Genomic DNA, 19,081 nt, shown 5'->3' with positions numbered 1-19,081 from the left:
CCCCGATAAAAGCCACTTAATTTTAGTGGCTTTTGTATTTTTACCTATCTATTATCTTTAGCGCTACCAAATAGAGACAGTAGTGTAACATTTTGTTACATAAAGTTGATAAATGTTAGCTCCGCTCTGCCGTTGAACTGCCATACCTTTTCAACAATGAGCAATTTATGATCAACTTTTTCCGCCGTTCAGGCCTTGGCGCAAAGCTATCGTTACTTACCGGCGTGAGTGTCGCAACGCTCTTTCTGCTGTTCACTTTTCTTCTGAGCCATAAAGCCAGCCAACAGCTGGAAGCACTGGCGGTGGAAGATCTTCATAACCAGTCCACCGGTATCGTGGATATGGTGCAGATGTTTAATACCAGCCTGAGTGAAGAAGTTGAGAGTTACACTAAACTCTTCGGCACCTTTCTGCCCCAGCCGCTTAGCATCGATCCCGGTCAGCTACGCGCCATCAATGGCCAGAACGCCCCCTTGCTGAAAGGCGGCGATACCGAACTGCATGAAAACAACAGCTTCTCCGACGACTTTCTGAGTCGTACCGGCGCGATCTCAACCTTGTTTGTCCGCAGCGGCAACGATTTTGTACGCGTGGCAACCTCCCTGCGCAAAGAGAACGGTGAACGTGCGAGCGGTACCGTGCTGGACAACTCCAGCGCCGCCTTCAACGCCGTCACCAAAGGCGACGTCTATCGTGGCCTGGCCCTGCTGTTTGGCAAGCGCTACATCACGCAGTACCAGCCGGTTAAAGATGCGAGCGGTCAGGTGATTGCAATCGTGTTTGTCGGCGTAGATATCAGCCATTCCTGGAATGTGATGCGCGATAAAATTCTTAATCGCCGCCTGGGCGACAGCGGTCACTTTTACGTCCTGGATCGCAGCAACGGCAAAACACGCGGGCAGTATCTGTTCCACGCCAGCGAAGAGGGCCAACTGCCAAAATGGGATAGCGCCCTCCAGCAGCAACTGCTGAGCGGAAAAGAGGGCACCGTCGAGCGCATTAGCGACGATGGCCGCACGCTGAAAATGGCCTATACTCCGCTGCCGGGCTGGAACTGGACGATTGTCGGTGAAGTGGATAAATCCGCACTACTGGCGAACGTCAACGCCTTACGTGACCGCTTCCTGCTGGCAGGCGTCGTGCTCTCGGCGCTGTTCGCTGCCGCGTTTGTCATTATCATTCGCCGCTGGTTAACCCGCCCTCTGCGCGATGTGATTCACCTTGCCCGCCAGTACGCCGCAGGGGATCTGCGCGCCGAACTGCCCGTCAGCCGTCAGGATGAAGTGGGGCAACTGATCGGCGCGATTAACGGCATCGGCGGCGGGCTTCAGCAAATCGTGCACCAGGTGCGCGAAGCCGCAGGTGAGATTCACCTTGGCACCAACGCACTGGCAGCCGATGCGGGCGAAATCTCCGGGCAGATCAACAAACAGGCCAGCAGCGTTGAAGAAACCTCCGCGAGCATGGAGCAACTGGCCGCCACCGTGCAGCAAAATGCGGCGAACATGGAACAAACGCAGCAGCTGGTACGGGAAACATCGCGCGCTGTTCATCACGGTGGGGAAACGGTCGGTAACGCTGTCGCCACCATGGATGATATTCGCGACGCATCGAAACGTATCGAAGATATCACCCGCGTGATTGAGTCCATCGCGTTCCAGACCAATATTCTGGCGCTGAACGCTGCAGTAGAAGCCGCGCGCGCCGGTGAACATGGCAAAGGTTTTGCGGTGGTGGCGCAGGAGGTCCGGGCGCTGGCCGCGCGCAGTGCAAACGCCGTTAAAGAGATCGAGCAGCTTATCGGCGACACGCTGAAAAAGGTAAGCGAGGGCCACCAGCTGTCCGAGCAAACCCGGCAGGCGATGGACTCGATCATCGTGCATATCGATAACATCAACCAGCTGGTCACGGAGATTAACCACGCCTCGCACGAGCAGTCGGCGGGGATCCGTCAGGTCAATCTGGCGATGACCCACATCGGCGAAGCGACACATATTAACGCCGACCGCGTATCGCGCAGCGAGCAAACCGCACACACGCTGCGCGAGAAAGGCTCACACCTGACCGAGCTGGTAAGCCTGTTCCGCCTGAAGGGTTAACCGACTCGCCCCGTGGCGCGCAGCAGCAGTTCGTTTTGCACCTGTTCGCTCAGCAGCGAGCCGCCGCGGGGATCCAGCATCATGCGACACCAGGCTTGCGCCACCGGCGGCGAGGCATGTCGCAACATCTGCGCCCCGGCGCCCAGCAAAAAGAGCTGCTGGGTAATTTCCCGGCCCTGAGCCTCCTGCGGTTTACGCAGTTTTTGCTGCAGCTGCCGCCAGCCACGATCAAAATGACGATCCTGACCTTTCACCTGCGCGAAGTCCTCGTGCAGCACATCAACAATGCCCGAATGTTTCGTCAGCACCCGCAGTACATCCAGGCACATGATGTTGCCCGACCCCTCCCAGATGCTGTTCACCGGCATTTCGCGGTACAGGCGCGGCAATTCGCTCTCTTCGCAATACCCGGCACCGCCCAGCACTTCCATCGCCTCGGCGACAAAGGGAATTCCGCCTTTGCACACGCTGAATTTCGCTGCGGGCGTAAAGAGCCGTGCCCATGCAGATTCTTGCGGATCGTCCCGGCGATCCCAGGCGCGCGCCAGGCGGAACAGCAGCGCCGTTTGCCCTTCGAGCTGGAGCGCCATCCGGCTCAGCACATCGCGCATCAGTGGCTGGTCGATAAGGTTTTTGCCAAATGTCTGCCGCTGATGGGCATGATACAACGCGGCCGAGAGCGCGCGGCGCATCAGCCCGTGGCTGCCCAGTGCACAGTCAAAGCGCGTCAGGCCGCCCATCTTCAGGATTTGGCGCACACCCTCGCCCTCTTCGCCTAATAGCCAACCGGAGGCGTTCATAAACTCGACCTCACTGCTGGCGTTCGACCGGTTACCGAGCTTGTCTTTCAGGCGTTCCAGCCGGACGGCGTTGCGCTGCCCGTCAGGCAGAATGCGCGGAACGAAAAAGCACGACAGCCCTCCGTGAGCCTGAGCCAGCACCAGATGGGCATCGCTTTGCGGCACAGAGAAAAACCATTTATGTCCTATCAGCCGATAGCTGCCGTCGCCGCACTTCTCTGCCCGTGTGGTGTTGCTCAGCACATCGGACCCGCCCTGCTTTTCGGTCATTCCCATACCGATAAGCAGCCCACGCTTTTGCGCGCCGGACGCCAGATGCGGGTCGTAGCGATCGCTCAACAGCGGCGAGAGCCACTCGTGGAAGGGTTTGGGAAGTGATTGCTGAAGTAACGGCGTGGCGGCGAAGGTCATGGTGATGGGGCAAAGCGTTCCGGCCTCAACCTGAGCATGGAGCACAAACCGCGCGGCGCGGGCGACAAACGCCCCTTTACGCGCCTCCTCCTCCCACGCCAGATTGTGGACCCGATTAGCGCATAGCCCCTGCATCAGCAGATGCCACGCCGGATGGAAGCGTACATCGTCCAGCCGCTCCCCGCGCGGATCGTAACGTAACAGTTCCGGCGGATTGGCGTTTGCGAGGCGGCCCAGCTCCAGCGATTCCGCCGTTCCGAGCTGCTGGCCGATGCTGGCGAGAAATTCGCTGTCCCATTCCGCCCCTTCGCGTGCCACCGCCTCACGCAGCGCGCAATCGGACAGAAAAAGATTGCTGTTCGACAGGGGTACAGGCTGATTGAAAACCGTGTGTGTCTGCCAGTGCATATGTCTCCCTCCTTCAATGGCAATGAAGGTAAGTATGGACAGACTGCACAACGGCTGCATGGGAGTCGGGTCACAAGGCGACGATCTGATTGAAATCATTCGTGAAACAGGTCACACAATATAAGAATAAACTATTTCACGTCGGCCATTCTGTTGAATAATTTATTCTCATCTTCCGAGAGAGAATCATTATGCAATCTTCCCAACGTGCGCCGGATGCGCACAAGCGCGCTTTAATTGCAGGTTCGATTGGCAACTTCATCGAATGGTATGAATTCGCGGTGTACGGTTTTATGGCGACCGTCATTGCGAAGAACTTCTTCCAGCTGGAAGGTGAAGCGGGGATGACCAGCCTGATCCTCACCTACGCCTCATTTGCGATCGCGTTCTTCTTCCGCCCGCTCGGCGCAGTCGTTTTTGGCCGCATCGGCGACCGCATTGGCCGTAAGCCGACGCTGATTATCGTGCTGGTGCTGATGACGCTCGCGACGGCCGCTATCGGCATGGTGCCGGTTTACGCCAGCATCGGCATTGCCGCACCGCTGATCATTACCGGGCTGCGCATTTTGCAGGGCCTGTTTGCGGGCGGCGAGTACGGCGGGGCCGTGTCGCTGATGACCGAGTTCGCCCCGCGTGGCAAACGGGGGCTTTACGGCGCGTGGCAATCCTTTACCGTGGCACTTGGGCTGCTGGCTGGCGCTGGCATCGTCGCACTGCTTTCGGTCGTGATGACGCCGGACGCGCTGCATGACTGGGGCTGGCGTATTCCGTTCTTCCTCGCGCTGCCGATGGGCGTGGTCGCCCTGTGGCTGCGCGTCAGCATGGAAGAGACGCCGAGTTTTGTGCAGCAAAAGGAAAAACCGGTTGTCGCCGAAGCGCACACCGCTGCCACGCTGAAAGCGATTGTGATGGGGATTGGCCGTGTGATGGTCTGGTCAGCCGCCGGGTATACCTATCTGGTGATCATGCCGACCTATCTGCAATCCGCATTGCATACGGGCTTTAACCAGGCGCTGCTGATTGCGGTGATTTCGAATATCGGATTTGCGCTGACGATTATCCCGTCAGGAATACTCAGTGACCGCATCGGGCGACGCACGGTGATGGTGATGGCGACCGCGCTGCTGCTGATCCTCGCCCTGCCGCTGCTGAAAATTTTGCAGGCGGAATCCAGTACCCTGGCGGTGAAAGCGATTGTGGTGTTAATTGCGGGCGGTCTGGTGGGGATGCTCGCGGGGCCAGGGCCTGCGATGCTGTCGGAGATGTTCCCGACGCGCGTGCGCTATACCGGGCTGGGTCTGGCCTATTCGCTGTCTAACGCCATTTTCTCTGGCTGCGCGGGGTTGATTATCACCGGGTTGATCAAGCAGACGGGGAATCTGGATATTCCAGCGTATTACGTGATGGCGACGGCGGTGGTGAGCATTGTCGCGCTGATGACGCTGAATAAAGATGACCATTTGCGGTCTTTAGAAGAATAGTTTTCGGCCGGGTGGCAGCTTCGCCTGACCCGGCCTGGATGTTTTTGTAGACCCGGTAAGCGAAGCGCTACCGGGCACAAAAAATCACCCGCGCTGACGCACCGCTTCGAACAGGCAAATACCTGTTGCCACAGACACGTTCAGAGACGAGACGCTGCCCGCCATCGGAATGCTGATCAGCTCGTCGCAATGCTCGCGCGTCAGACGGCGCATCCCTTCCCCTTCAGCACCCATCACCAGCGCCATACGGCCGGTCATTTTGCTCTGATAAAGGGTATGGTCTGCTTCGCCAGCGGTGCCGACAATCCAGATATTCTCTTCCTGCAGCTGACGCATGGTGCGCGCCAGGTTGGTCACGCGGATCAACGGCACGTTTTCCGCCGCGCCACAGGCGACTTTCTTCGCCGTAGCATTGAGCTGCGCAGAACGGTCGCGCGGTACAATCACCGCATGTACGCCTGCCGCATCTGCACTACGCAGGCATGCGCCGAGGTTGTGCGGATCGGTCACGCCGTCGAGGATCAGGAAGAACGGGTTATCGAGCTGGGCGATCAGATCCGGCAGATCGTTTTCCTGATACTGACGGCCCGGTTTCGCACGCGCGATAATGCCCTGGTGAACGGCACCCTCGCTTTTTTCGTCGAGGAACTGGCGGCTCGCCAGCTGAATCACCACGCCCTGGGCTTCCAGCGCATGGATCAGGGGCAGCAGACGTTTATCCTCGCGGCCTTTCAGAATATACACTTCCTGAAAACGCTCCGGAGCGCGCTCCAGCAGGGCCTGCACCGCATGGATGCCGTAAATCATTTCACTCATTGATGGTTCTCATTAATTGCTTTTGCCGGGCAATTCTACGCTTGCCCGGCCGACAAAGGGTGAGGGAGTGTTACTCCGCCACTTTTTTCTTCGCAGCACGCTTCGCTTTGGTCGCGGCCGCTATTTTCTGGGTCTTGGCGGACGGTTTTTTCGCGCCTTTCTCTTTCTTCGCTTTGGGTGGTTTTGGCGCTGCTTTGCCTTTATCACCACGGAACGCGGCATCCGGCTCGAAGTTCACCTTTTTGCCCGCCTGACGACGCCTGCCGCCGGTTTTACCGTTCGACCCTTTTTTCGCTTTTTCGCGCTCGGTTTTACCGACGTTACGCGGAGCACGTTCGCTTGAGATCAGACTGAAATCAATCTTACGTTCGTCCATGTTAACGGCTTCCACCTTCACTTCCACGCGATCGCCCAGACGGTAAGTCTGACCGCCGGATTCACCCGTCAGGCGTTGACCAACCTGATCGTAGCGGTAGTAATCGTTATCCAGCGATGAAACGTGGACCAGGCCGTCGATAAACAGCTCGTCGAGACGCACAAAGAAGCCAAAGCCGGTAACGCTGGCGATGACGCCTTTAAAGACATTGCCCACCTGATCCAGCATGAAGTCACACTTCAGCCAGTCCGCCACGTCACGCGTTGCTTCGTCGGCGCGACGTTCGGCCATGGAACAGTGCTGACCAAGCTGGAGCATCTCTTCCATGGAATAGTGGTAGCCGCCCGTTTCGGTGGTGTTGCCCTTATGCCCCTGCTCTTGCGCCAGCAGATATTTAATGGCGCGGTGCAGCGACAGATCCGGGTAACGACGAATCGGCGAGGTAAAGTGCGCATAAGACTGCAGCGCCAGGCCGAAGTGACCACGGTTTTCCGGATCGTAAATCGCCTGTTTCATGGAGCGCAGCAGCATGGTTTGCAGCATTTCCGCATCCGGACGATCGCTGATGGACTCCAGCAGCTCGGCGTAATCGCGCGGCTCTGGTTTACTGCCACCCGGCAGCTCCAGGCCCAGCTCCGCCAGCACCGAACGGAACGCGGTGATCGCTTCAGTGGTCGGTTTATCGTGAATACGGAACAGCGCAGGCTCTTTGGCTTTCTCAACGAAACGCGCCGCCGAGATGTTTGCCAGGATCATGCACTCTTCAATCAGTTTGTGGGCATCGTTACGCTGCGTCTGCTCGATACGCTCGATACGACGTTCAGCGTTGAAGATGAACTTCGCCTCTTCGCTCTCAAAGGAGATCCCGCCGCGCTCTTCGCGCGCCTGGTCCAGCACTTTGTAGAGGTTGTGCAGCTCTTCGATGTGTTTGACCAGCGGCGCATATTGCTCGCGCAGCTCCTGGTCGCCCTGCAGCATGTGCCAGACTTTGGTGTATGTCAGGCGCGCGTGCGAGCTCATCACTGCTTCATAGAATTTATAGCCGGTTAAGCGCCCTTTGGTGGAGATGGTCATTTCACAGACCATACACAGACGATCAACCTGCGGGTTCAGGGAGCATAGCCCGTTGGAGAGCACTTCCGGCAGCATTGGCACGACCTGCGACGGGAAGTACACGGATGTACCACGGCTGCGGGCTTCGCTGTCCAGCGGGGTGTTGGGGCGGACGTAATAGCTGACGTCAGCAATCGCCACCCACAAACGCCAGCCGCCGCCGCGTTTTTTCTCGCAGAAGACGGCGTCATCGAAGTCGCGAGCGTCTTCGCCATCAATGGTCACCAGCGGCAGATCGCGCAGATCCACGCGGCCGATTTTGGCCTCTTCCGGGACCTGCTCTTTCAGATCTTTGACCTGATTTTCAACCGCAGCCGGCCAGACGTAAGGGATTTCATGCGTACGCAGCGCCATATCTACGGCCATGCTGGTGCCCATGTTATCGCCGAGCACTTCCACGATCTTACCAATCGCTTTGGTGCGGCGCGTTGGACGCTGGGTGAGTTCGACTACCACCACAAAGCCCATGCGTGCGCCCATCACCTCTTCCGGCGGGATCAGGATGTCGAAGCTCAGACGGCTGTCGTCCGGCACTACAAAGCCCACGCCTGCATCGGTGAAGTAACGCCCGACGATCTGGCTGGTTTTGGGTACCAGCACGCGAACGACGCGCGCTTCGCGGCGGCCCTTGCGGTCAGCCCCTAACGGCTGCGCCAGAATCTGATCGCCGTGGATGCACATCTTCATCTGTTCAGAGGACAGATACAGGTCGTCTTTGCGGCCTTCTACGCGCAGGAAGCCGAAACCATCGCGATGGCCGATGACGGTGCCTTTGAGCAGGTCAAGACGTTCCGGCAGCGCGTAGCACTGGCGACGCGTAAAGACCAGCTGGCCATCACGCTCCATGGCGCGCAGGCGGCGACGAAGGGCTTCAATTTGCTCTTCGCCTTCAATGTTTAATTCAACGGCAAGTTCTTCACGATTGGCGGGCTTTTCGCGTTTTGTTAAGTGTTCGATGATGAACTCGCGGCTTGGGATAGGATTCGCGTACTTTTCTGCTTCGCGTTCCTGGAAAGGATCATGTGACATGTCGGTTCCTCCGTTGTCAGCTCCGGTGGAAATTTTCTTCATTCCACCAGCAATAATTTATATAGCGGTTGATTCTCTTCAACCAAATCGGCCAGCGTGTAGTTATCCAGTTCCTTGAGAAAACTTTGCACAGCCGTAGAAAGCGCCTTTTTCAGGCGGCAAGCGGGGGTGATGTGGCAAAAGTCGCTGCTGCAGTTCACCAGAGTTAATGGCTCCAGTTCACGTACCACATCTCCAACACGAATACTCTGTGCAGGTTTTCCGAGACGAATCCCCCCGTTTTTCCCGCGGACGGCAGCTACGTATCCCGCACGGCTAAGTTGATTGATTATTTTGACCATATGATTACGGGACACGCCGTACACCTCTGTCACCTCAGAGATACTGGTCATCTGTCCTTGTGGCAACGACGCCATGTAAATCAGCGCACGTAAGCCGTAATCGGTGAAACTCGTTAACTGCACATCAACCTCAGGAAAAGGGAAAAACGCGGTCTAACCGCAGAGATATTCACTATTGATGATAAACCAGCCAGATACTTAGCGGCTAATTTATTTGACTGAAAGGGGGAAAGAGGAACTAAAAAGCCGGATACGCGTTGCTTATCCGGCTTAAGAAGCGTTTTGTAGGCCTGGCAAGCATAGCGCCGCCAGGCAGAACGAGGTTTAAGCGTCGAACGGGTCGCGCAGAATCATCGTTTCGGTACGGTCAGGGCCGGTAGAGATAATATCGATCGGCACTTCGGTCAGTTCTTCAATACGCTTGATGTAGTCCAGCGCGGCTTTCGGCAGACCGCTACGCTCTTTCACACCAAAGGTGGTTTCGGACCAGCCTGGCATGGTTTCGTAAATCGGCTCGATACCTTCCCAGTCGTCAGCGGCCAGCGGAGTGGTGGTCACTTCGCGGCCATCTGGCATACGGTAGCCCACGCAGATTTTCACTTCTTTCAGGCCGTCCAGCACGTCCAGCTTGGTCAGGCAGAAGCCAGACAGGGAGTTGATCTGCACTGCGCGACGCACTGCAACCGCATCCAGCCAGCCGGTACGACGACGACGACCGGTGGTCGCGCCAAACTCGTTACCTTGCTTGCACAGGAACTCGCCGATGTCATCAAACAGCTCAGTCGGGAACGGACCTGCACCCACGCGAGTGGAGTAAGCTTTAATGATACCCAGCACGTAATCCACATAACGTGGACCCAGGCCGGAGCCAGTCGCCACGCCACCCGCGGTGGTGTTAGAGGAGGTCACGTACGGATAGGTACCGTGGTCGATATCCAGCAGCGTACCCTGCGCGCCTTCGAACATGACGAAATCGCCACGTTTGCGCGCCTGGTCCAGCAGATCGGACACATCCACAACCATACCGGTCAGGATGTCAGCAACCGCCATGACATCATCCAGTACTTTCTGGTAGTCAACGGCGTCTACTTTGTAGAAGTTCACCAGCTGGAAGTTGTGATATTCCATCACTTCTTTCAGTTTTTCAGCGAAGGTGGCTTTGTCGAACAGGTCGCCAACGCGCAGACCGCGACGAGCAACTTTATCTTCGTAAGCAGGGCCGATACCACGGCCGGTGGTGCCGATAGCTTTCGCGCCACGTGCTTTTTCGCGCGCCACGTCCAGTGCGACGTGATAGTCGAGGATCAGCGGGCAGGCTTCGGAGAGCAGCAGACGCTCACGAACCGGGATACCACGGTCTTCCAGGCCTTTCATCTCTTTCATCAGCGCAGCAGGAGACAGCACAACACCGTTACCGATGATGCTGGTCACATTTTCACGAAGAATGCCTGATGGAATAAGATGGAGGACGGTTTTTTCACCGTTGATTACGAGAGTATGGCCTGCGTTGTGACCACCCTGATAGCGTACAACATATTTAGCACGTTCAGTCAGAAGATCGACAATCTTCCCTTTACCTTCGTCACCCCATTGGGTGCCCAGTACGACAACGTTGTTACCCATTTTTCAAAATCACCGATTGCTTAAAAATGGATTCTACCACCGCTTTTTCAGAGTTACAGCACTTTTTGCCCTCAATATAATGCAAATCCGACCACTTTTTGATCAGCCAATCGTTTTCCTCAACATGTAGTAGATCACCACTCCTGCAACCACAAGACCCCCGCCAAAACGACGTAAAATATTATCCGGCAGTTGGGGTCATGGTGGCGATCATTCGGCGCCAGGCGCGCGGATAAAGCATCGGGCCAAGGCCTTCGAGCACCAAAACCAGAGCAAGCGCCAGCAAGATGGTGGAATTCATTTTAGCTCCTGATAAAAGAAAACCACCGCTCCGTTGAGAGCGGTGGTTTGATAACTCAAACGAGATGGAGTTTATCGCGTGGCGTTGCCTGGCGTCTTCATATAACGGAAGAAATCGCTGTCAGGACTGAGCACCATCACATCCTGGTTGCTCTGGAAGCTGTTTTCATACGCACGCAGGCTACGGATAAAGGCATAGAAATCCGGATCCTGGCTGAATGCATCGGCAAACAGTTTCGCGGCTTCCGCATCGCCTTCACCGCGCATAATGCGGCCCTGACGTTCGGATTCAGCCAGCGTTTTCGTCACTTCATAGTCCGCTGTCGCGCGCAGTTTCTCAGCCTCTTCCTGACCCTGTGAACGGTGGCGACGGGCAACCGCTTCACGCTCAGCGCGCATACGGTTGTAAATCGCTTCGGACACTTCCGCAGGCAGGTTAATCTGCTTGATACGCACATCGACCACTTCGATACCTAACGCCGCCATACTGTTCGGGTTGATCACCGGCACTTTGCCGTTGGTTTCAGCCTGAACACGCTCAGCCGCTTTAGCAATCGCATCGTCCGCTGCTGGCGTCGCAACTTCGTCTTCCGTGCCCGCAGTACCGGAGTTCAGCGCATCACGCACTTCCAGGGTCAGACGACCACGGGAGTCGGTCACGATGTCTTTCACATCCAGACGACCAATTTCAGAACGCAGACGGTCAGAGAACTTACGTTTCAGCAGCACTTCGGCCTGAGAGACGTCACCGCCGCCTGTTGCCAGGTAGTAACGGCTGAAGTCGCTGATACGCCATTTGATGTAAGAATCGACGATCAGGTCTTTTTTCTCTTTGGTGACAAAACGATCGGCCTGGTTATCCATCGTCTGGATACGAGCGTCGAGCATTTTCACTGATTCAATCATCGGGAGCTTGAAGTGCAGACCCGGTTCAAAGACCAGCGGTTTGTTTTCATCGTCACGAAGGACTTTACCGAAGCGCATGGTAATCCCGCGCTCGCCCTCTTTCACCACAAAGATGGAGGTATAAAGTACGACCAGCGCGATGATGATAATCGCAATAACTGACTTACGCATCGTTATTCCCCCTGACGCTGGCTGTCGTTACGCTGTGCGTTGGCACGGCGTTGGTCCATGATGTCACCATCGCTTGAAGAAGACGTGGTATTGGCGCTGGAACTGCTGCTGGATGCCGGAGGCAGACGCAGCAGATTGTTTGCTCCGCTGTTATCCTGCTTTGCCGCAGGCGCATTACCGCCTTTCAGCATCTGGTCCAGCGGTAGCACCATCAGGTTGCCACCTTTGTTGTCGTTCACCAGCACTTTACGGGTGTGGCTCAACACTTTCTCCATGGTCTCGATATACAGACGCTCACGGGTAATTTCCGGGGCAGCTTTATATTCCGGCAGGAGCTTCGCGAAGCGAGCCACTTCACCCTGGGCTTCCAGGATGGTCTGAGTCTTATACGCACGCGCCTCTTCGAGGATACGCTGCGCCTGACCGTTAGCACGAGGCTGAACTTCGTTGGTGTAAGCTTCAGCTTCACGGATGTATTGCTGTTCGTTTTCACGTGCGGCAATTGCATCATCGAAGGCAGCTTTGACCTCTTCCGGCGGACGAGCGGCCTGGAAGTTGACGTCCAGCAGGGTGATACCCATGTTGTACGGACGGATGGTCTCTTCCAGCTCGCGCTGGGTATCGCTACGAATAACGGTACGACCTTCGGTCAGGATACGGTCCATGGTGTATTTACCGATCACGCCACGCAGGGCGCTGTCGGTAGCCTGACGCAGACTGTCGTCGGCGCTGGTCACACTGAACAGATAGTGTTGCGGATCGGTGACGCGGTACTGCACGTTCATCTCAACGCGCACCACGTTCTCGTCAGAGGTCAGCATCACGCCAGACGCCGCCAGTTCGCGTACCGATTCCACGTTTACCGCAGTCACGTTATCCACGAACGTTGGCTTCCAGTTCAGACCCGGCTCAACCAGATGGCTAAACTTACCGAAACGAGTGACCACACCGCGCTCAGCTTCTTTAATGGTGTAGAACCCGCTGGCAGCCCAAATGATGACCACGGCAGCAGCAACAATGCTCACTACGCGGCCACCCATGTGCGGGCGCGGACCCTGAGTGGAATTTCCACCCGAGCCAGAACCTTTACCTGTACCGAAACCACCAAGCTTTTTGCTCAGCTTGCGAAAGATATCGTCCAGATCAGGAGGCCCCTGCTCGCGACCACCTTTGTTGCCATTTCCCCCAGAGTTGCCGCCTTGATTATTGCTGCTTCCCCACGGGTCGCGGTCTTGTCCGTTATTACCGGGCTGATTCCACGCCATGTATATGCTCCATATTTGTTATGCAAGGGCGAATTTTCAGGCTCGTGCACCTTTATCTGGTCAGACGACGTAGTCCACCAGCGTAGGTTCTTGTTTACAGAGGCGACGCCAGTCAACGATCGGCATACGCACCTGCATCCCCACGCTGCCGTCATCCTCCATCCACTCTTTTTCTATCGCCTGAAGCTGATAAAACCGGCTGCGCAGCCTGCCTTCCTGTGGCGGCAGACGCAGCGTGTGCTGAGCCACCTCACCAGAAAGACGTTCTGTCAAAGCCTGGAAAAGTAGTGGCACACCGACACCGGTCTGAGCGGAAAGCCAGACCCGAATCGGTTTGTTCTCTTCATCTCGGTCGATACGTGGCTCGAAATCGTCCAGCATATCGATTTTGTTCATCACCAGAAGCGTTGGGATCTCGTGCGCATCGATCTCTTCGAGCACGGTATTCACCGCGTCGATGTTTTCCTGCACGCGAACATCCGCAGCGTCGATGATATGCAGCAGCAGCGTCGCCTGACGCGTCTCCTGCAGTGTGGCTTTAAACGCGGCCACCAGATCGTGTGGCAAATGACGAATAAACCCTACGGTATCCGCCAGCACTGTTTCACCCACATCCGCAACGTCAATGCGACGCAGCGTCGGGTCAAGGGTCGCAAACAACTGGTCTGCGGCATAAACCTTGGCCTCGGTGATCTGGTTAAACAGGGTGGATTTACCGGCGTTGGTATACCCCACCAGCGACACCGTTGGGATGTCAGCTTTGGTTCGCGAACGACGTCCTTGCTCACGCTGTTTTTCAACTCTTGCCAGACGTGAGAGGATCTGGGTAATACGGCCGCGCAGCAGTCGACGGTCGGTTTCGAGCTGGGTTTCACCCGGACCGCGTAAACCAATCCCGCCTTTTTGCCTTTCAAGGTGGGTCCAGCCGCGCACAAGACGCGTGGCCAGATGACGCAATTGCGCCAGCTCAACCTGCAATTTCCCCTCGTGGGTACGTGCACGTTGAGCAAAAATGTCTAAAATCAGTCCGGTACGGTCGATAACACGACATTCGCACAGGGCTTCCAGGTTACGCTCTTGAGCCGGAGATAGCGCATGGTCAAACAGCACGACGGACGCGCCGGTTGCTTTTACGGCTTCCGCAATTTCGACTGCTTTACCTTCACCAACAAAAAACTTTGGGTGCGGCGCTTTACGGCTACCGGTAATCACCTGTAATGCTTCGACACCGGCAGAAGAGACCAGAGCTTCAAACTCCTGGAGATCTTCCATATCTTTGTCTTGCGTAAAATAGATGTGTACCAGTACCGCATGCTCGCCGGCATCATAACGGTCAAACAAGCGTATTATCCTCAAAATAAATCAGCGGGGAACGCAGAAACCTGGCTCCCCGTGTGGAAAAACAGCCCGTTACCTTATTCGGTTTCTTCGCTGTCCTGCGCAGGAGCAGAAGAGCCCTGTGCGTTGCTGCCATGATGGTAGTTACTACCGGTGCCGCCGCCAGCGTTGTTGCTGTGATGAGATACTGGACGAGACGGAACAACAGTAGAGATAGCGTGCTTATAAACCATCTGGCTGACCGTGTTTTTCAACAGGATCACGAACTGATCGAAAGACTCAATCTGACCTTGCAGCTTAATACCATTCACCAAATAAATAGAAACTGGAACACGTTCACGACGCAATGCGTTCAGAAACGGATCTTGTAAAGATTGCCCCTTAGCCATTCTATCTTTTCCTTATATGCTTGTTATGTACTTAGAACCTTGCGATTCTGAAAAATTGCGCACGATACGACTTAATTGTACACATTCAGTCTGCGATAGCACCCACAACCTGTAAAACTTCATTGTACGCCTGGTCTGGCTTCTCACTGTCTAACCAGTGGATACCGTCCCAACCGCGCAACCAGGTTATCTGGCGTTTCGCTAACTGTCTGGTGGCGCAAACACCTCGATAAACCATTTCATCGTATGAGATCTCACCTTCAATGTATGACCACATCTGGCGGTATCCGACACAACGAATGGAAGGCATGTCCGTATGCAAATCTCCGCGAGCAAATAGCGCCCGCACTTCTGCTTCAAAACCTGAAGCTAACATCTGATGAAAACGCTGCTCAATTCGTTGATGGAGCAGTTCACGGCTCGCCGGGGCGATGGCGAACTGATGCACCTGATACGGCAGAGCCTCTCCTGACGTTTGCGTCAGTTCCGTTAAAGTTTTACCCGAAATGAAAAAAACTTCCAGTGCCCGGGAAAGCCTTTGCGGATCATTTGGATGAATCCGTGCTGCGGCAACCGGGTCAATGTCCTCCAGCTGCTTGTGCAACGCGCCCCATCCTTGCTCTGCCGCCTGCTGCTCAATTCTGGCTCTCACCTCAGGGTCTGCGGATGGCAAGGGTGATAACCCTTCCAGCAGCGCCTTGAAGTAGAGCATGGTCCCGCCAACTAACAACGGTATCCGGCCCGCTGCGGTGATCTCGGCCATTTGCGCCAGCGCATCGCGGCGGAAATCCGCTGCGGAGTACGCCTGCGACGGGTCGAGAATATCCAGCAGTCGGTGCGGTGCCGCGCGCAGTTCTTCTGCGTCTGGCTTCGCCGTGCCGATATCCATCCCTTGATAAATAAGGGCGGAATCGACGCTAATCAACTCTACTGGCAAAACTTTACGTAGCTCAATGGCTAACGCGGTTTTACCCGAGGCCGTTGGGCCCATTAAAAAAATCGCCTTTGGCAGGCTCGCCTTACTCACATCACTCATTTTTCAGGGCATTCATCGCCGAATCTAAATCAACACGTTGTAATAAACCACCCGGCGGTGCTTTGACCAAATGAGGGCAAAGACGTTCAACTTCGGCCAATACGGTAATGGCTTGCGCCATATTCCACGGATGATGGTCGCTCGCTAAATGACGGGCGATCCACTGCGCGGTATTGGTGGCATCAAAGGTCGTTTGCTGCGCCAGGTAGCCTATCAGTTCAGGAATCAAGTTTTGTAAATTTTGTTGGCGTAAGGGTAAAGGCACCGCGCGAATCGTCACATGATGCGCCTCTAACACAAATTCGATGCCCATTTCCGCCAACAGCGCTTTCGCACGGTTTAACAGGCCGGCTTCGTCCGCTGAAATTTTGAGCCGAACCGGAATCAGCAGCGGCTGAGCACAGGCCGCATTTGCCCCGGGCGTCAGCTGTGCCTGCTTCAGCCAGCGCTCCGCAACCGGTAACGCCAGCAGAGCCAGTTTCCCGTCACGCTCCAGCAGCGCCACATCCGGCGCAATGATGGTTAACACCCGACCAAAACTTTGGCTGTGGCCTTCCAGCGCGGGGGCCGCTGGCGCCACGGGCTCTTTGCGCTCTACGGCTGGAGTATCCAGCAATTTGCTATAAAGCGCACCCTGCTGCTTTTGATAACCCGGCGCATGAGGGTAATTCGCCCCGCTCGGGCGCGGCGCCTGGCTGGTCGGGGAATAGCGCGGGGTTTCGGGTTCACGGGCAACGGCGGGTTCTGCAAACTGGTTACGGCCAGCCGCCACGCGGTTTTCCGGGATCGGACGCGGCGCGACGCTCTCTTCTTCCAGCGGCAATACCGGTTCCGCCTGCTGCTGTAAAACGCTCAGCACGCCCTGATAGATAAAATCATGGACCAGACGCGACTGATGGAAACGCACTTCATGCTTGGCAGGATGCACGTTGACATCCACCTGATGCGGATCGATTTCAAGATAGAGAACAAACGCAGGCTGCTGATCCGCGCCGAGTTTATCTTCGCAGGCCTGGCGGATAGCGTGGTTGATCAGACGATCGCGCATCATGCGACCGTTGACGTAACAGTACTGGATTTCCGCCAGCGCCGCGTTCATGGATTTTGGATCGGCCACCCAGCCGCGCATCGCGAGATCGCCGTGCTGCCATTCAATTGCCAGCGCCTGTTCCAAAAAGCCAGTCCCGCAAATTGCCCCCAAGCGACGCTCTTTCTGCCCGCCTTCCGCAACGGCGCGATACTGGCGCATCACTTTGCCGTTGTGGCTCAGGTTGATCGTCACGTCAAAACGCGCCAGCGCGATGCGGCGAATGATTTCGTCGATGTGGCCAAATTCGGTTTTTTCGGTGCGCATAAACTTGCGCCGCGCCGGGGTGTTGTAAAAGAGATCCAGCACTTCCAGCGTGGTGCCCACCGGATGCGCGGCGGGTTTGACGGTCACGTCCATGTCGCGCCCTTCCGCGTACGCCTGCCAGGCCTCCTGCTGTTCGGCGGTACGGGAGGTGAGCGTCAGACGAGAAACGGAGCTGATACTGGCCAGCGCTTCGCCGCGAAAACCGAGGCTGATAATGGCTTCCAGATCGTCGAGAGAGGCAATTTTACTGGTGGCGTGACGCGCCAGCGCCAGCGCCAGCTCGTCTTTTTTGATCCCACAGCCGTTGTCGCGAATGCGGATAAGTTTGGCACCGCCGCGTTCGATATCAATATCGATGCGGGTGGCTCCCGCATCGAGACTGTTTTCAACCAGCTCTTTCACGACCGATGCAGGACGCTCCACCACCTCGCCGGCGGCGATTTGGTTCGCAAGCTGCGGCGGCAGAACCTGAATCGGCATGATCTCTCCTTAGTTGGTCGCGCTCATGTCGCCAGGCAGGGCGGCGCTGGCGGTTTGACCCGCGCCCCCTTGCGGCGCTGACTGGAGCGGATGCGCGGCAAAATAGTTGCGCAGACCGTTATAAATCGCATCGGCAATTTGCTGCTGATAGCTGTCGCTGCCCAGCAGGCGCTCTTCGCCGTTATTGGTGATAAAACCGGTTTCAACCAGAATCGACGGGATATCCGGTGAGCGTAACACCCCTAAACTCGCATGCTCAGGACGGCGTTTGTGGATCGCACCGACGCGCTGAAGCTGGCTAATCACGTTCGTCGCCACATCATACCCGACGCGCTGAGAATGGCCGAATTGTAAATCCAGTACCGCCTGGCTGAGGTATGGGTCGGACTGGCTGTTCGCCAGCACGTCACCTGCGCCGCCGAGCAGTTCAGACTGTTTCTCATGCTCCTCGAGCCAGTTCGCCATTTCGCTGTTCGCACGACGATTTGACAGCACCCACACCGACGCACCGGTCGCGCTGCGATTCGGCGCAGCATCCGCGTGAATCGACACCAGGAAGTTGGCGTTTTGCTTACGCGCCACGTCGGAACGCCCCATCACGGAGATAAAGTAGTCGCCGTCGCGGGTCATGACGCCTTTAAACATCGGATCGTCATTCAGCAACGCGCGCAACTTACGTGCAATCGAAATCGTGACGTTTTTCTCCTGCGTACCACCCGGCCCAATCGCGCCAGGGTCCTGACCGCCGTGACCGGCATCAATGGCAATGATCACTCTCTCATCGGACGACACCGCACGGGCGCGCGCCGCGGGACGCGTCACGGTATTGCTGCTGGTGACGCTGGTAAGACGATCGTTTTGCGCTTTGAACGGATTCCGCGCCGGTTCAGAAGGACGCGGCGCGACCACCGGCTGCTCTACACGTTGTGCCACGACGGGCGCTGGCGGCGGAGGCGGAACATCGGCATTGATGGTAAAGACCACGGTGTAGTTAGCACCATTTTGCTGCTTCACCGCACGGGTTTTGCCGTTTTGCGTCAGATCCACCACCAGTCGCAGGGACTGAGGATCTTTTGCATTGCCGGAGCGAATACTTTTCACCAGGTTATTCCCGCTAAACTGCAGCGGTAGCCCCTGGATCACGCCGGTCTGTTTGATATCCAGCGCAACGCTACGTTTATCGACCTGGGTAAAGGCGTAATCGGGATCGCCCATAAAACTGAAGGTGATACGCGCCTGCGCATCACCGTTGGACACCTGAATGTCCGATAAGCTCGCCGCACCGGCCTGCGCGCACAGCAGCACCGTGGCGGCCAACAACCAACCTTTAACGCGATTAATCATC

14 protein-coding genes and 1 pseudogene are annotated in these 19,081 nt (G+C 56.4%); 2 read left to right on the top strand and 13 right to left on the bottom strand.

Annotated features, from left to right (window positions below; translation table 11 throughout):
- Positions 1-167: 167 nt before the first annotated feature.
- Positions 168-2,099 carry a methyl-accepting chemotaxis protein gene (locus C0560_RS02430; RefSeq protein ID WP_248859549.1) on the top strand — a complete coding sequence of 644 codons (1,932 nt, stop codon included), beginning with the start codon at positions 168-170 and terminating at the stop codon, positions 2,097-2,099.
- Here C0560_RS02430 and C0560_RS02425 read toward each other — a convergent pair.
- Positions 2,096-3,718, bottom strand: coding sequence for an isovaleryl-CoA dehydrogenase (locus tag C0560_RS02425; RefSeq protein ID WP_248859548.1), 1,623 nt, complete (start codon positions 3,716-3,718; stop codon positions 2,096-2,098). The two genes, C0560_RS02430 and C0560_RS02425, sit on opposite strands and share 4 nt — an antisense overlap.
- A gap of 191 nt (positions 3,719-3,909) precedes the next feature.
- On the opposite strand from C0560_RS02425, the gene C0560_RS02420 reads away from it, so the two are divergent.
- Entirely contained in the window at positions 3,910-5,199 is a 1,290-nt protein-coding gene (locus C0560_RS02420; RefSeq protein ID WP_181827213.1) for an MFS transporter, read from the top strand.
- An 84-nt stretch (positions 5,200-5,283) separates the two neighbouring features.
- Here the strand turns inward: C0560_RS02420 and rlmB are convergent, their stop codons facing one another.
- From rlmB to amiB, 12 genes and pseudogenes are all read right to left on the bottom strand, one after another.
- A complete protein-coding gene (rlmB, locus tag C0560_RS02415) occupies positions 5,284-6,015 on the bottom strand; it encodes a 23S rRNA (guanosine(2251)-2'-O)-methyltransferase RlmB (RefSeq protein WP_095280487.1) in 732 nt (243 codons plus the stop codon).
- Between the two features lie 70 nt (positions 6,016-6,085).
- Positions 6,086-8,533, bottom strand: coding sequence for a ribonuclease R (gene rnr / locus C0560_RS02410; RefSeq protein ID WP_100777891.1), 2,448 nt, complete (start codon positions 8,531-8,533; stop codon positions 6,086-6,088).
- Positions 8,534-8,571: 38 nt separating this feature from the next.
- Positions 8,572-8,997: a nitric oxide-sensing transcriptional repressor NsrR gene (gene nsrR, locus C0560_RS02405; RefSeq protein WP_248859546.1), complete on the bottom strand. Its 426-nt coding sequence runs from the start codon at positions 8,995-8,997 to the stop codon at positions 8,572-8,574.
- 201 nt (positions 8,998-9,198) lie between these two features.
- Positions 9,199-10,497 carry an adenylosuccinate synthase gene (locus C0560_RS02400; RefSeq protein ID WP_100777893.1) on the bottom strand — a complete coding sequence of 433 codons (1,299 nt, stop codon included), beginning with the start codon at positions 10,495-10,497 and terminating at the stop codon, positions 9,199-9,201.
- Positions 10,498-10,599: 102 nt separating this feature from the next.
- Positions 10,600-10,798, bottom strand: a pseudogene (locus tag C0560_RS02395) (DUF2065 domain-containing protein).
- A 71-nt stretch (positions 10,799-10,869) separates the two neighbouring features.
- Positions 10,870-11,874: a protease modulator HflC gene (gene hflC / locus C0560_RS02390; RefSeq protein ID WP_100777894.1), complete on the bottom strand. Its 1,005-nt coding sequence runs from the start codon at positions 11,872-11,874 to the stop codon at positions 10,870-10,872.
- Between the two features lie 2 nt (positions 11,875-11,876).
- Positions 11,877-13,139, bottom strand: a complete 1,263-nt coding sequence (hflK, locus tag C0560_RS02385; RefSeq protein WP_248859544.1) for an FtsH protease activity modulator HflK — start codon at positions 13,137-13,139, stop codon at positions 11,877-11,879.
- Positions 13,140-13,199: 60 nt separating this feature from the next.
- On the bottom strand, positions 13,200-14,480 hold the full coding sequence (gene hflX, locus C0560_RS02380) for a ribosome rescue GTPase HflX (protein WP_100777896.1): 1,281 nt from the start codon (positions 14,478-14,480) through the stop codon (positions 13,200-13,202).
- Positions 14,481-14,554: 74 nt separating this feature from the next.
- Positions 14,555-14,866, bottom strand: a complete 312-nt coding sequence (hfq, locus tag C0560_RS02375; RefSeq protein WP_006810391.1) for an RNA chaperone Hfq — start codon at positions 14,864-14,866, stop codon at positions 14,555-14,557.
- A gap of 85 nt (positions 14,867-14,951) precedes the next feature.
- Entirely contained in the window at positions 14,952-15,902 is a 951-nt protein-coding gene (gene miaA, locus C0560_RS02370; protein ID WP_248859542.1) for a tRNA (adenosine(37)-N6)-dimethylallyltransferase MiaA, read from the bottom strand.
- Positions 15,895-17,736, bottom strand: coding sequence for a DNA mismatch repair endonuclease MutL (gene mutL, locus C0560_RS02365; protein ID WP_248859541.1), 1,842 nt, complete (start codon positions 17,734-17,736; stop codon positions 15,895-15,897). Before mutL ends, miaA begins: the two co-directional genes overlap by 8 nt.
- A 9-nt stretch (positions 17,737-17,745) precedes the next feature.
- Positions 17,746-19,080 (bottom strand): N-acetylmuramoyl-L-alanine amidase AmiB, encoded by a 1,335-nt coding sequence (gene amiB, locus C0560_RS02360; RefSeq protein ID WP_248859540.1) that lies wholly within the window; start codon positions 19,078-19,080, stop codon positions 17,746-17,748.
- Position 19,081 lies beyond the last annotated feature (1 nt).

The sequence above is a fragment of the Lelliottia sp. AC1 genome, from assembly GCF_023278595.1.
GTDB lineage: Bacteria > Pseudomonadota > Gammaproteobacteria > Enterobacterales > Enterobacteriaceae > Enterobacter > Enterobacter nimipressuralis.
The sequence above is the reverse complement of the archived record's forward strand: the minus strand, read 5'-3'. Positions and strand labels throughout refer to the sequence as shown.

Coding starts and splice junctions, on each gene's coding strand:
- C0560_RS02420 (WP_181827213.1), top strand. CDS start 3,910: ATGCAATCTTCCCAACGTGCGCCGGATGCGCACAAGCGCGCTTTAATT.
- C0560_RS02400 (WP_100777893.1), bottom strand. CDS start 10,497: ATGGGTAACAACGTTGTCGTACTGGGCACCCAATGGGGTGACGAAGGT.
- miaA (WP_248859542.1), bottom strand. CDS start 15,902: ATGAGTGATGTGAGTAAGGCGAGCCTGCCAAAGGCGATTTTTTTAATG.
- C0560_RS02430 (WP_248859549.1), top strand. CDS start 168: ATGATCAACTTTTTCCGCCGTTCAGGCCTTGGCGCAAAGCTATCGTTA.
- hflC (WP_100777894.1), bottom strand. CDS start 11,874: ATGCGTAAGTCAGTTATTGCGATTATCATCATCGCGCTGGTCGTACTT.
- hflK (WP_248859544.1), bottom strand. CDS start 13,139: ATGGCGTGGAATCAGCCCGGTAATAACGGACAAGACCGCGACCCGTGG.
- amiB (WP_248859540.1), bottom strand. CDS start 19,080: ATGATTAATCGCGTTAAAGGTTGGTTGTTGGCCGCCACGGTGCTGCTG.
- mutL (WP_248859541.1), bottom strand. CDS start 17,736: ATGCCGATTCAGGTTCTGCCGCCGCAGCTTGCGAACCAAATCGCCGCC.
- rnr (WP_100777891.1), bottom strand. CDS start 8,533: ATGTCACATGATCCTTTCCAGGAACGCGAAGCAGAAAAGTACGCGAAT.
- C0560_RS02425 (WP_248859548.1), bottom strand. CDS start 3,718: ATGCACTGGCAGACACACACGGTTTTCAATCAGCCTGTACCCCTGTCG.
- hfq (WP_006810391.1), bottom strand. CDS start 14,866: ATGGCTAAGGGGCAATCTTTACAAGATCCGTTTCTGAACGCATTGCGT.
- rlmB (WP_095280487.1), bottom strand. CDS start 6,015: ATGAGTGAAATGATTTACGGCATCCATGCGGTGCAGGCCCTGCTGGAG.